Below are 13,306 nucleotides of genomic sequence, written 5' to 3'. Positions count from 1 at the left end.
AAAAATTCCTCGAAATTTATGGAACTTTTTTGTGAGTTTGACAGTCTAATATATGAAGGAGGAAAAAATTTATAAGAATTTTTGGAAAATTTTTTTAAACCACTTGGCGGAAGAGTTTGATAAAATATAGTAAAAAGAGATATTGGAAGTTTGAAAAAAGGAGAGAACTCAAGGAAAAATAGTTTTAAAATATCTCCTTGGGGTAATAAGAGGAGCGGAATCTCCCTCGGAATTGGAGTGATGCTTTAAAACGAGGGCAAGGCTCCGGGTATAAGGAAGGTGAGAAAGGGAAAAAGAAAAGCGAAAAGAAAGTAAAACAAATTTTAAAAAGAAATTTTAAGAAAATGGAAATTAAAATAAAGTCTTTAATAAGGAGGGTAAAATGAAGAAATTAATTGTTGTTTTAGTAATTTTAACAGTGGTGTTGAATTTAGTATCTTTTAGAGCATTAGCAGATGACGGGAAATTAACAGCAGAAGAAGCAATTAAAATACTCCAATCTGTTAACCCAAACATAGCAAACTACGATATAAGAACACATCTTGTAACTTTCAAAGATGGTAGTAAACCTGTATATGTAACGCCAAAAGGAGAACACCCTCAGAATGGAGAAGTAACGTGGGATTATTTTATTGAACAAAAAGGTGATCTTAGAGGATGGTTAAAGCTTCCCTTTGAGGAAATGATAAAAGAGAAGGCGAGGATAGTTAAAGAATTCGAAGAAAGGAATGGAATTATCGATTCAGGTTCTGGAAATCTAACTCAAACAACCTCTCTTCCAGATTCAAAGTATGTTTCAATTACTCAATATCCTCAGGAATGCAGTAATTGGTGTGGTCCTGCTGCTACTGAATCTGTGCTTTCGGGCTGGGGAATAAATAAGACACAAAGTGAAATCGCAACGAAAGAAGGTGTTCCCTGTGGTGCAAATTACGGAGCGAGTGAAAATGCAATTGCGAGCGCATTAAATTACTATACGGGAACGACTTTTTATGGAGTTACCCATTTCTACAATCAGCAAGAATTTTGGAACATTTTTTTAACAGACATCGGTTCCTCTGGAAGGGCTTTTGTAGGAGAAGGATACACTGATTATCTCTATGATTGGAGAAATCATAAAAATCCAACGAGAGTTCATTATACTGCACCAAGGGGTTATTGGACGCCTACTGATAGCATACCGGTTGGAAGCGATTGGCAGAAAGCACAAGTTGCTTATGTAGATCCTTTAGCAAATTCCATGGCTGTAGGCTATGCCGACATCCATCCTTATGTTTCTGAAGAGTTCATTGATAAAAATGGAGATGGAGCATTATTATGAAAAATATTAAGATATTGCTACTTATAATTATAGTTTTTCTCTTATTTTCACCCCTTGAGGGCTGTAAAAGACCAGTTCAGCAAGAGCAAAACAACACTCCAAATATACAGAAACAACCTCCTAATAAATTTCAACCTATTATTATTAAGACAACAAAAAACCTCGCGGATCAGAAAGATAAATATACAAAGGTAATTTCACTCAAGGAAAAATATGGATATGGAATGTTAAACTACCTATCAGGTTATAAAAATATTATCACAGTTATCGCATATCCGTACGAGAACACTCTTCCAGGCAAAATTCATGAAGAAGGCGTTATTCCTGGAGGATGTCTTTTGGTTTATGATATAGATAAAGACGAGTTATTGAGAGTAATTAAGCCAGAAGAGGGTTTTGTTGATATATATCCATCGCTCATCGATAAAGACTGGATTGTATGGGGAGAAATAGATGAAGACGAGTCTGATACAAACTTCAGGATTTATGCCATAAACAGAAATACCCAGGAAGAAAAGGTTGTCCTTGAAAGAAAAAGAGGACACGATGAAAAATTCGTTGAAGGTGAAAATATCTCTACAGGAACCAAGTGGAGGATTCCATTGAGGTACTTTGATCTCAAAGGTGACAATCTTTACTATGAAATTACAATCTATGAAGACAAGGCAGTATTTCCCAAAGCGAATATGCAGGGTGTATATCGGACCATAAGTAGCAGTATTTATGAACTTAACTTGAAAACACTTGTTGAAAAAAGACTAATCCATTGGAAGAATCCTTACGAAGGAATATCTGACTTTGACATAAACAATGATTACCTTGCCTTTTCCATTACAGGCAGAGATTATGAAAAAGGCACTTCTTATTCCAATGTTTTTATTTATTCATTTAAAAATGGTAAGATTACACAGTTCACAGACGATTTTATTTCTGAGAGCCCAAGGCTTACTCCTGATAACTGGATTATTTATCAAAGGTGGAATCCAAATGAACTGCTTCTCACTCAACATGAAGTTTCACAGGGCTATATGTTTCACATTGTAATGGAGCCGATTAATAGAAATAAGCCTCCATTGTATATTGCCTGGGATGATTGGAGCCCGACGTGTAGAGGTGTTTCTCCAAGTGGGAGATTCATCACGTTTGAGGGACCACCAAAGCTTTTTGATAGGAATACTAATATGTTAATTGAGTATAGAGGCGGATGTGATACGTTTACTTCAGAAAATATTATAGTCTCTGAAAATAGCATAGGCATTCCTAAAGATATGTATCGTGGGCCTGTCGAGTGGATAAATGTCACATATGTTGATAAGCTGCTTGAAGTATTGCACGGTGAAGAAAACAAACCTTAATACTTTCACTCGTTTACAATAATTAGATTTTAGTATAAGAAGACTAAGGCAAGAGTTTGGGCATTACCTCACAATGCACGGGCTTCTTTTACTTTTAAACGTTATATGTGAGAAGTAAAATTTTTAGAGGAGCAAAATACCTCAATAGAGGGGGTAAAAGGCTTCCCTTCGAACTTTCCCAAAAGGAGGAGATTTCTCACTTCGTTCGAAATGACAATAATTGGAAGAGGGCACATCCCCTTCCAACTTTCCCCTAAAAACAAAAAGAATGGCTTTTCTTTTTCATTTGTCATTCCGAAGTGGCAAAGCCACGAGGAATCTCCAATATTAGAAAGGGGGCATCCCCCTTTCTAACTTACCCCCTAAGGCAAAATTATTATTTGGTGGTATTGAGGGGGTACTTTAAACCAAAAAAGCGATGGCAAGGTTCCGCAAATAATGGAGGTGAGGAGATAAAAATAGACGAAAAGCAATAAAGAGATTGAATAAAGATTTGAGAAAAGTAGTTTTGAAAGTTGTAAAAATTAAATAAAATTTTAACGAGGAGGTTAAAATGAGGAAAGTTCTAGCAATTTTATTAGTTTTAGCATTAGTTGGAGTTTCCGTTATAGGTAGTGTAAAAAGTGCTACTAATCCTTTTTCAGAAAGTGCAGAACTGTTCCTTAAATCTCACCAGGAAGCAATTACAAGCCTTAGAGGTGCAGAATTAATTTCTCCTATGGTATATAAGGATAAAGATGGAAAAGACAGGGTAATAGTCTATGGAGTAAAAAGAGGCGAGGAAATTGTTGGAAGAATAGTGGTAAATAACAATGTTAAAAACCCAACTGTTTTAGAATTTGCAGAGTCAGTGCCTCCTCATCTATCGGATATTAAAGAGGAGATTCTTAACAAAACTTCTTTAGAAAAAAACATTGTTTTCGGAAAGCCAGAGTTTATTTATGTTTTTCCTTTACTTTATTATGTACATTTAAATGTGTATGATAAAAGCCGTACAGCCAAAGAAATTTATTTTTTCTGGAACGAAAGGAAAATTATTACTCTTAAGGATATCCCTGACTTTCCAATCTTAGCTTATAACAAGCTGCCTCTTATGAAACAAAAGGTAAGTGGAAGCTTTGGAAGCTACAAAATTCTTTCTGATGTGCCTGATTATTCTACTAGCACGACTAATTTATTTAATAGTTGCGGGCCTGTTGCCGGAGCAAATATTCTTGGGTACTGGCATAAACATGGCTATTACTATGTACAGCATGATTGGGATGAATCGAATGGTAATGGTCTTATTACATGTCTTTGGTATGATATGAATACTAGCTGCATATATGGTACACCTGCCTCAAACTTTAGGTCTGGTATAGTATACCATGCAAATACAGTGCATAGGGATTATCTTGGTATCTATCATTTTTCTGCATCCGGAGACTCTTCTCCACATTTCTCCGATGCTGTGAATGAAATCTCATATGACCGTCCTTTTGGTATACTTGTCCGAAAACAGGGAAGCTGGACTTGGTGGCACTGGATAACCTGTATAGGCTATTATTCTGGATATGATGAGTATATATATGTAAGAGACGGCTGGGGAGACGGAACAGTTGCTATAAACTGGAACGCTTCATCCTTGCCTGATCCCGACCATCCCGGCCAGTATATTCCCATATTTATAGATGGGTTTGATTATGTATTTCCCAGTTATTGATATGAGCAAAAATAAGAAAATACTAATAGCTGCTTTAAGCATCCTTTTGGTTTTTTTGTTTTCTGGAGGATGTGTCCCTCGAGGCAGTGTAATAACAAGCCTTCCGCAAGGGATAAACCTTACTCCTCAATTTATATGGAGGGGGAATTACGAGAGAACAGGTTACTTTGACGTTTTGCCCCTGAAGAAAAAGCCTGAACTTGCCTGGCAGTACTGGCATACCGAAGAGATACCAATGGTAAGATTCGTTGATTCTTCCCCTGTTTATCACAAAGGAAATGTGTATTTCTGTGACACGAGTGGCTTTTTGTACTCCTTAAATGCAAATACAGGAAAGGAGAATTGGAAAAAACAGATTGACGGAGTGGCACATAAAATTTCATTCATAGCAGATGGGGTTTTATTCTTTGGTTCTGGAAACCATATTTTTGGCATAGAAGCAGATACAGGGGAAATATCTTACAACTTTATTTTTGACAGAGGAATAATAGGTAAGAGAAGCGGGGAGCTCGTACTGAAAGATGACATACTTTATTTTGCGGCCGAGCGGTGGAAGAAGTCATTTATAGGTAGCCCTCAACTTGCAGGTATGTATCTTTATGCGTTAAATATCAAAACAGGTAAATACAGATGGAGTAAATATATAAATGATGCTCTGTCACTTGACCTATCGTTTTATAACGATATACTGCTCGCTACAACGCAAAATTCAGTGCTGTCGGTAGATATAGAAAGTGGAAATATATTATGGAAAGTGCCTCATGCAAACAATCAAATGTTTGTTACGCCAATATCAAATGGATACTTTTATACGAGCGATGGTCATAGTTTTTCTGCATACAGCGCAGGAAACGGAAAAGAGGTGTGGAGCATAAACATTATACCCAAAGGAAGTATGGGAGAATTTAGTAATCCTTGCATTAATAACGGCACAGTTTATTTTGTTGCAGGTATATATGATAAGCCGCATTTTTTCTATGCAATCAATGCAGAAATAGGAAAGCTCATATGGAAAAAAGACCTGGGAGAAATATCTTTGTATCCTCCTACCGGTTCATACTCCACTACAGATAATATGGCTCTTTCTCGTGATGTAGCATATCTATCTATTTACAATAAAGGTGCAAAACTTGTCGCTCTTGATATAACAAATAAAAAGATTCTCTGGGAATATCCCACCTCAGAAGAGTTTTTGAGGTACCCTCCTACTTTTGCAAATGAGTCGATTTATGTTCAGGACGGATTCTATGTCGGAAAACTGAAATAAAGATTCTTCATCGCCTTGTTCCTTATAATAAACAGACGGGTTATGGTGAAACTCTTGAAATTTGGAAAGCTATGTATAAGAGGAAAAGTTCTTCAAAAATTCTTTCAAAATTGTGGAACTTTTTTGTGAGTTTGTAGGTCTAATATATGAGAAGAAAAAAAATTATAAGAATTTTTGGAAAATTTTTTAAAACCTCTTGACGGAAGAGTTTGATAAAATATAGTAAAAAGAGATATTGGAAGTTTGAAAAAAGGAGAGAACTCAAGGAAATATTTTAAAACTATTTTTACTTGAGTAACCGCAGGAGCGGAATCTCCCTTGAGATTGGAAGTGATGCTTTGAAGCGAGGGCAAGGCTCCGGGTATAAGGAGGAAAGGCGAAGAAAGATTTTATTAGAAAAGATAGCGAGTGTTGAATTTGGAAAAGAAAACAAAAAATATATTGTACAAGGAGGCATTGAAATGAAAAAATACAATTTATTAATTGCAGTTGTATTTATACTTTCTCTATCAATATGCGGACTATCGTTTTTCAATATTTATAAAGCAAGTGCTTCTGGTGGCTTAATACTTTATAGCGGGTTTGACGGCGTAGACGGGTATCAGTCGATAGGAGGTTGCAATTTTGGAGACCGTTATGGAGTTGAATATGTAAACAAATTAAAGAGTGCACTTGGTTCAGGCATCTTTATCAGTTCATTTTCACATGCTGATAAATATGCATGGGAAAATGACTTAACCGGTATTAATGCAAATTCTGTTGATTTTTTTGCTTTTGCTGGACATGGAGTCAGTGCCAATTTTTTGGGTAACGGAAATGCAGCAGCACATTTTTTTACTCAAAATAGCAGCAACCCACCTTATCATCCTTCACATTATGCCAATGCTGTAAATGCAGATTGGAGCGAAATTTCATGGGGTTCCCACGGAGGAAGCGGCTATCGTATAAAATGGGCTACAATGTATTGTTGTAATTTCCTGACAAATTTTGGTAATCAAACCTATTACAATAATCTAAAGCATATTTTTAATGGGGTACATCTTGTTATGGGATTTGCGAGTGAAATGTGGTTAGATTCGAATGAAGGTACTAAATACGGCCAGCTCATTGCACAGGACAATTCTTTTAAATATTCATTTTTTACTGCGGCTTATGAGTATCAGAACGGACACTTATCAAATACAATCGCAAGAGTAATGGGAGCAAACATTTCTAAAGACGATAAGTGGGATAATTTTAGTTCGAGCCCAGACCCTTTCTTGCAACACCCAGAGGAATATTCGTACTGGGATGAGCAGATTAACTAAAGGAGGCAGCAATGAAAAACAATATTGAAATTTTTATTATAACTGTTTTGATCGTTATGGCAAGTTTATCATTTTCTGGATGCACTAAAAATAAATATAGTGAAAACCCTGAATTACTTCCTTCACTTAAATTGCCTTCTTATGGTGGTTTCATTCCACATGATTTTGGTGTACAATTGGGTGCAGATGTATCAAACCCTCCAGATGAGATGCTCGTGTATAAAGTTGAGCCTATCGAAGTTGATGAAAAGAAACTCTGTGCAATGTCTAGCATAGACATAAACGCAATTTCAAGCGAAGATGAGAATACCGTAATAAGAAAACAGTCAGGCAATACTTTAACTATTTACAAGAAAACGGGTTTCTTTGAATTTAGCACGCAGAATTTGTACGATTACACTCCAGGCAAAGAGGTCCCAGGAGATGAAGAATGTCTTGCCTTAGCGAAATCATTTGTAGACAAATACAAGCTCTTACCAGAACTTTATCAGTATAGAACCTCAATTAGCAACATAACCTATCACCCTTCATTTAATGAAGAAATTATCATTGATAAAACCATTACTTTCTATCCAGCTATCGTGAATAAAGAGATTATCGGCCCAAAATTTGGACTTATAATTGGAGACAAGGGCAAAGTTGAAGGTTTAGTTTCGACTTTATATACCCTTACTCCTATTGGAAATTATACTTTAAAGTCTACTGACGAAGTAGTCAAACAACTTAAAAATAACGAAGTAACTGCATGGAAAGTCGAACTTGAAAATGCCGATGCAGAAAAAATAATTATTGATAAAATTGAGACGGAATATTATGGAGATATTGGCACAACGCTTGAGTCAGGAGGAGAATTTGTCCAACCTGTTTACAAACTTTCTGGCGAAATCTTATACAAAAATGGAGATAAGGGAAAGTTTGAAGCCTTTGTTCCTGCAGTAAGCAGCCAATTTATACAGCATTAGTTTATCACACTTGTTTTTTTAATAAATGGCCCTAACTTTTAGTTAGGGCTTTCCAATTCTATTAGTACAATTATAAATTTAACTTAGAATGGAAAGAAACTTGCAAATGTTTGCTATGATTGTCCAAAATCTTATATTGGTGCTTATAAAGCTTTAGGATTCCTTAAAAGTTCATCGAACTTTTTCATGGGTTCTCATATCTATTACATGAGAGAAAAAATTTTAAAAGAATTTTTTTAAAACCACTTGACAAGAGAGAGAGAGAGATGATAAAATATAGTGAAAAGAGATATTGGAAGTTTGAAAAAAAGGAGAGAACTCAAGGAAAAATTTTAAAACTATTTTTACTTGAGTAACCGCAGGAGCGGAATCTCCCTCAGAATTGGAGGTGATGCTTTGAAGCGAGGGCAAGGCTCCGGGGATAAGGAAGGTGAGAAAGGGAAAAAGAAAAGCGAAAAGAAAGTAAAATAAATTTTAAAAGAAATTTTAAGAAAAGGGGAATTAAAATAAAGTCTTTAATAAGGAGGGTAAAATGAAGAAATTAATTGTTGTTTTAGTAATTTTAACAGTGGTGTTGAATTTAGTATCTTTTAGAGCATTAGCAGATGACGGGAAATTAACAGCAGAAGAAGCAATTAAAATACTCCAATCTGTTAACCCAAACATAGCAAACTACGATATAAGAACACATCTTGTAACTTTCAAAGATGGTAGTAAACCTGTATATGTAACGCCAAAAGGAGAACACCCTCAGAATGGAGAAGTAACGTGGGATTATTTTATTGAACAAAAAGGTGATCTTAGAGGATGGTTAAAATTACCAGTGGAAAAAATAATGGAAGAGAAAACTAAAATGGTCAGAAATTTTAAAGAAAGACACGGAATTATTTTCAGTACAACCTCTTCAGGCAGTTGTCCAGATTCCTGGGTTGTCTCTAATTGTGCCCAGTTTCCACAACAGTGTACCAATTGGTGTGGTCCTGCTGCTACTGAATCTGTGCTTTCGGGCTGGGGTATAGGCTCTCCTTCTATACCAATACCATCACAGTCAGAAATAGCAAGCATGGAAGGTGTGGTTTGTGGTTCAAATTATGGTGCAAGTGAGGATAACATTGCTTCTACGCTAAATTGGTATCTTCAAGAAAATTGGTACAGTGTTAATCACTGGGGATACGACCCTCAAAACCTCTGGTTGATTGTCTATGTGGATATTGGGTATGATAATGCTGCTTTTGTCTCAGAGTGCGATACGGTATATTTAAATGATTGGAGAAATAATGTATCTGACGGTAAAACAAAAAATAGAGTTCATTATATTGCTATCCGCGGATATTGGACTCCGACTGACAGTACACCAACAGAAAGCGACTGGAAAAACGCAACCATCGCATATACGGACTCTGCTACAACATATTATAATGTCCATGCCTATGCAAGCGAGAAGTTTTATGGTGGAATAACTTACTCAAGTATACCTACTAATTACCTGCAAAACCCTCAAGAGATAACATCAATCTATAACGCTAATTTAAGATGGCCAGTAATCGGGTAGTGCCTATGCTCTATAAAAAGACTTTATTACTTCTAATTTTAGCCTTTTTTGTTTTTACAACTTTGTTTGATGGCGGATGTACAAAGAAGCCTCAAGGTAATACCCCCGTTGAAGAGAGCTTTTCTACTGCTCCTATTACAACCAAGGTAAGCAAGGATTTAAGTGCATATCAAAGAGAGTTCACTGAATTTCAAGACTATTCACAATACCTATCTAATTTAAACAGCGTGAACGAACTTGTTTGTTATGGTAATATAGCATTACTTAATGCTGGAATTGAAATGGCATCAAAGGAATATCCACAGGCAGTTGTCCATTACACTAATATGTTTATTATTGACCTTAAATCTCATAAAATTATTCGAACTATCAAATATGATAAAGAAGACGGTTTTAATAATGTATTTCCATATGGAATTAATGAAAACTGGATTGTGTATCAAGAAAACGATGATGATGAATTTAACCCCAATTTTGTATTTTACGCCATAAACAGAAAGACAAATGAGACTAAAAAACTAATTGAGAGAAGAAGAGGACATGATGATTTTTTTACAAAAGGAGAATTGGTTCCCAGCAATACAGGTCTACGGATTGAATCACCACAAGGTATCCTCCGAGGCAACAAATTCTACTTTAAGATTTACTTAACTGCGGATAAAGTGGATGAGAAAGGGGGCATACCTGCAATAAGTGATAGTATATATGAGGTTGATCTAAATACGGGAAATATTAAAAAGATCATTCATATAACTGAAAAATATGGCGGAATTGCTACATTCAGTGTCAATGACCATTACCTCGCTTATTGTCTTGCTAAGAGGGATTTTGAGAAGGAAAGGCTTGTAGAAGACATTTATCTTTACTCTCTTGAAAATGGGAAGCTCTCTAAATTTACTGATAATGGAGTCTGTGAAAATCCAAGATTAACAGAAGATAACTGGATAATCTACCAAGTTTGGCTACCTGAAGCACTCTCATCAGATGCTACAGTTTTTGCTAAAAGCATGGGAAAACCGGCATTTTACAATATAATAAGACCTATAAATAAAGAAAAACCTGTTCTTAAAGTCTCAGCAGTTGGAACTGCAGATAATCCTTACCCTATTTACCCTACCTGCACAGATATATCTCCAGACGGTAGATTCATCTTTTTTGAAGAACCGTTCAGGCTGTTAGACAGGAAGACTAATACTCTTATTACTTTGAAAGGGGTGCCTAGTACTCGGCTCCATTGTTTTGCCGATGAAAACACGCTTGTAAATTTTTGGGTCGTAGACAAACGTGTTGGACTATTGATTATAGATATAAGTAAATTGCTAAAGTTATCTAACTAGTATTGGAGATAGCCAGGATGTATTAAGCAAGCTCCTCACCTTTGCAATCTTTAATCAAGTATTGTTGAAAATGGAGAAGGTGTAAAAACCAACTCTTACTAACATTTTGCAGATTGGACATTTTCGTGTAGTTTAGGTAAGAAAATATAGATCCAAAATATGACAAAAATGCTCGTCGATTTATAGGTTTGCGGACTCATAAGGTACTCTCAAATTTGATAAGTTAGAAAAGTTTTTAAAAATTCCTCGAAATTTATGGGAACTTTTTTGTGAGTTTGAGAGTCTATATATATGAGGAATAAATTTCCACAGGAGCGGAATCTCCCTTGAGATTGGAGGTGATGCATTGGAACAAGGGCAAGGCTCCGGGGATAAGGAAAGGTGAGAGGCTGACAAAAAGAGACGAAAAGAGATTAATATTTAATTCAAAAATAACTGCATGTAGTGATGTCAGCCAGAGTAAAAACTTTTACTACTGTACTTACAGTCACACGCCCAGTATCTCATGGACATTTCCATTATGTAACGCCGGCTATTACAATAACACCACTACAACATGGTGGTATGATCTTTATAACAGCTCTGGACATTTTTGGACGACACATTACGTTGAAGGGACCTCTTTTAATAACTCTAAGTATTATACAATTGGTGGATATAGCATTTACTTTTGGGCACATGGTGCATGGACTCAGTACACAAATTTCAATCTTTCTATCCCTCCGTATGCCACCTTAGATACCAGAATGTTGCTTACTGCAATGCCTCTTCCAGGAGGAGGCTATGTATTTCCTGTAGAATCTTTCGGTGATTATTACTCAACTAACTTTACAATTCTTACTAGTAATTCAACTAATTATACTTTGTATCAAGAAGTATATCCATACTCGAACTAATAAGGAGAAAAATTATGAAAAACAAAAAATTGATTAGTGTTGTTGTGATAGTAGCATTAATTGCCCTTGCTCCTTTTTTAGTAAAACGGCAAAATCTGGGGATGGAAATATTATTAATATAAATTCTATTAAGATAGAAGGATTTCAATATGGAGGGAAGGATTTCTCATATCTTCAAAGTGCAGAGTGCATTATCAGTGATATAAAGATTTCTCCAATTGAGATGAGCGAAACAATTGATGGTAAAAGTTTAATCAATCAAATCTCAACTATACAGTGCAATGTAACAATAAAACCAACAGCAGGAGACGAAATCAGATTCTTATTTGAAGGGAACGGTCCAATATTTAAAACTGTGTCAGATAAACTACCATTCATTCCAACTCGTAAAAAGCCTCTTCCTGATTTACAATCGTTCTTCACTGGTGTTTGTTACAACATAACAAGCAATGGACATAAAATTCCATTACAAGGATACAGTTTTCAATTATCATCTGACTTATCTTATGGAACGTTTGTTTTAGGAAAAGGAAACTTTTATTACTATTTACAAATAGTAAACAAGCACTGGATCGTAGTTTCTCCTGTTTGCACCGATGACCCTAACGCCAAAACATTTTTCTTCAGCAATTCTGTATCCCATTATGAATTTAAAGATACTGCTAATAAAGGCCCAATTTATGAAGAGATTCAGAATGTAACTGGTAAGATCCCCTCCGAAGATGATATCTATAATTTTGTTGTAAATAAGGTAGGGAATCCGTAATTTCAGCAACACTTTCTTGGCATGTCTGAGTGAAGTTCATTCATTTGCGATAGACACGCCAAGAACCGTAGCAAAGTTAATCTTCTTGAGCTTGTGAAAATATAAGAGATTTTTTTAAATACGAACATGAGAGCATGCTTTCAATAACATAATTTTGTGATTTTGCAAAAAGATGAAAATAAGCTAAAATTTAATGGAGGTAAAAATTATGCCCAATATGCCGATTTCAACACCATACCTATATCCAATAGATATAAATCTTCTAATGAGAAGCATTTCGAACTTAATTAAGACGTTGGTAGGGCTTCTTATAATTATTATTCCGCTAATTGTCCTCATCTTAATAGTTTTGCTGATGTACAAAATAAATCTCAACCTTGAGAGAATCTACAGGTCGCTAAACAAGAATGCAAACGAAGATAACTTTGATGCCAAAGTTAAAAATCTAAAGGGAGTTTTTGAATCCACAGAAGAGAAAAACAAAACTGACAAGAAAAACGATAATAATCACTCGTAAGGAAAAAGTTTTATTGTTCATAGAAAGTTAATGTTTTTATTCATTTTTTACCGATGAAAAGCCAAAAATTCCTTGAACTTTTTGCACTTTCCCGTATTTAATATATGAGAGAGAAATTTTAGAAGAATTTGTACAACCTCTGGACAAGAAAGCGAAGCTATTATAAATATAGCAAAGCAGATATTGGTTAATTTGGGAGGAAGGAGAACTCAAAGAAATATTTTTAAGATGGTACATCCTTGAGTAACCGCAGGAGCGGAATCTCCCTTGAGATTGGAAGTGATGCATTGGAACAAGGGCAAGGCTCCGGGTATAAGGAAGGTG

The 13,306-nt window shown here is 35.5% G+C and carries 11 protein-coding genes; all 11 read left to right on the top strand.

Translation table 11 applies throughout. The features are described from left to right. Positions 1–382: 382 nt before the first annotated feature. The 11 genes from ACMV0E_RS07875 to ACMV0E_RS07825 all read left to right on the top strand — a co-directional run bounded on the left by ACMV0E_RS07875 (position 383) and on the right by ACMV0E_RS07825 (position 12,982). Entirely contained in the window at positions 383–1,321 is a 939-nt protein-coding gene (locus tag ACMV0E_RS07875) for a C39 family peptidase (protein ID WP_416085836.1), read from the top strand. Beyond that, entirely contained in the window at positions 1,318–2,676 is a 1,359-nt protein-coding gene (locus ACMV0E_RS07870; RefSeq protein ID WP_416085835.1) for a hypothetical protein, read from the top strand. The genes ACMV0E_RS07875 and ACMV0E_RS07870 overlap by 4 nt, the downstream gene beginning before the upstream one ends. 553 nt (positions 2,677–3,229) lie before the next feature. Continuing rightward, on the top strand, positions 3,230–4,378 hold the full coding sequence (locus tag ACMV0E_RS07865) for a hypothetical protein (protein ID WP_416085834.1): 1,149 nt from the start codon (positions 3,230–3,232) through the stop codon (positions 4,376–4,378). Further along, positions 4,347–5,645 (top strand): outer membrane protein assembly factor BamB family protein, encoded by a 1,299-nt coding sequence (locus ACMV0E_RS07860; protein ID WP_416085833.1) that lies wholly within the window; start codon positions 4,347–4,349, stop codon positions 5,643–5,645. Before ACMV0E_RS07865 ends, ACMV0E_RS07860 begins: the two co-directional genes overlap by 32 nt. A gap of 290 nt (positions 5,646–5,935) precedes the next feature. After that, complete coding sequence (locus tag ACMV0E_RS07855) at positions 5,936–6,952, top strand: DUF6345 domain-containing protein (RefSeq protein WP_416085832.1); 1,017 nt, start codon at positions 5,936–5,938, stop codon at positions 6,950–6,952. Between the two features lie 11 nt (positions 6,953–6,963). Continuing rightward, complete coding sequence (locus tag ACMV0E_RS07850) at positions 6,964–7,914, top strand: hypothetical protein (RefSeq protein WP_416085831.1); 951 nt, start codon at positions 6,964–6,966, stop codon at positions 7,912–7,914. A 532-nt stretch (positions 7,915–8,446) separates the two neighbouring features. Next, a complete protein-coding gene (locus tag ACMV0E_RS07845) occupies positions 8,447–9,466 on the top strand; it encodes a hypothetical protein (RefSeq protein ID WP_416085830.1) in 1,020 nt (339 codons plus the stop codon). A 5-nt stretch (positions 9,467–9,471) separates the two neighbouring features. Then, positions 9,472–10,803, top strand: a complete 1,332-nt coding sequence (locus ACMV0E_RS07840; protein WP_416085829.1) for a hypothetical protein — start codon at positions 9,472–9,474, stop codon at positions 10,801–10,803. A gap of 447 nt (positions 10,804–11,250) precedes the next feature. Beyond that, on the top strand, positions 11,251–11,541 hold the full coding sequence (locus ACMV0E_RS07835; protein WP_416085828.1) for a hypothetical protein: 291 nt from the start codon (positions 11,251–11,253) through the stop codon (positions 11,539–11,541). 381 nt (positions 11,542–11,922) lie between these two features. Beyond that, positions 11,923–12,465: a hypothetical protein gene (locus tag ACMV0E_RS07830; RefSeq protein WP_416085827.1), complete on the top strand. Its 543-nt coding sequence runs from the start codon at positions 11,923–11,925 to the stop codon at positions 12,463–12,465. A 193-nt stretch (positions 12,466–12,658) separates the two neighbouring features. Next, the gene (locus ACMV0E_RS07825) at positions 12,659–12,982 is read left to right on the top strand and encodes a hypothetical protein (protein WP_416085826.1); all 324 of its coding nucleotides are present in this window, start codon (positions 12,659–12,661) and stop codon (positions 12,980–12,982) included. Positions 12,983–13,306: the final 324 nt, after the last annotated feature.

Source organism: Caldisericum insulae (genome assembly GCF_047785965.1).
Lineage (GTDB): Bacteria > Caldisericota > Caldisericia > Caldisericales > Caldisericaceae > Caldisericum > Caldisericum exile_A.
Note: the sequence above shows the minus strand (reverse complement) of the source record. Positions and strands in the feature narration are given on the sequence as shown.

Excerpts from the sequence above, each read along its gene's own strand:
- ACMV0E_RS07875 (WP_416085836.1), top strand. The coding sequence starts at position 383 with ATGAAGAAATTAATTGTTGTTTTAGTAATTTTAACAGTGGTGTTGAAT.
- ACMV0E_RS07835 (WP_416085828.1), top strand. The coding sequence starts at position 11,251 with ATGTCAGCCAGAGTAAAAACTTTTACTACTGTACTTACAGTCACACGC.
- ACMV0E_RS07870 (WP_416085835.1), top strand. The coding sequence starts at position 1,318 with ATGAAAAATATTAAGATATTGCTACTTATAATTATAGTTTTTCTCTTA.
- ACMV0E_RS07850 (WP_416085831.1), top strand. The coding sequence starts at position 6,964 with ATGAAAAACAATATTGAAATTTTTATTATAACTGTTTTGATCGTTATG.
- ACMV0E_RS07825 (WP_416085826.1), top strand. The coding sequence starts at position 12,659 with ATGGAGGTAAAAATTATGCCCAATATGCCGATTTCAACACCATACCTA.
- ACMV0E_RS07845 (WP_416085830.1), top strand. The coding sequence starts at position 8,447 with ATGAAGAAATTAATTGTTGTTTTAGTAATTTTAACAGTGGTGTTGAAT.
- ACMV0E_RS07830 (WP_416085827.1), top strand. The coding sequence starts at position 11,923 with ATGAGCGAAACAATTGATGGTAAAAGTTTAATCAATCAAATCTCAACT.
- ACMV0E_RS07860 (WP_416085833.1), top strand. The coding sequence starts at position 4,347 with ATGGGTTTGATTATGTATTTCCCAGTTATTGATATGAGCAAAAATAAG.
- ACMV0E_RS07840 (WP_416085829.1), top strand. The coding sequence starts at position 9,472 with ATGCTCTATAAAAAGACTTTATTACTTCTAATTTTAGCCTTTTTTGTT.
- ACMV0E_RS07865 (WP_416085834.1), top strand. The coding sequence starts at position 3,230 with ATGAGGAAAGTTCTAGCAATTTTATTAGTTTTAGCATTAGTTGGAGTT.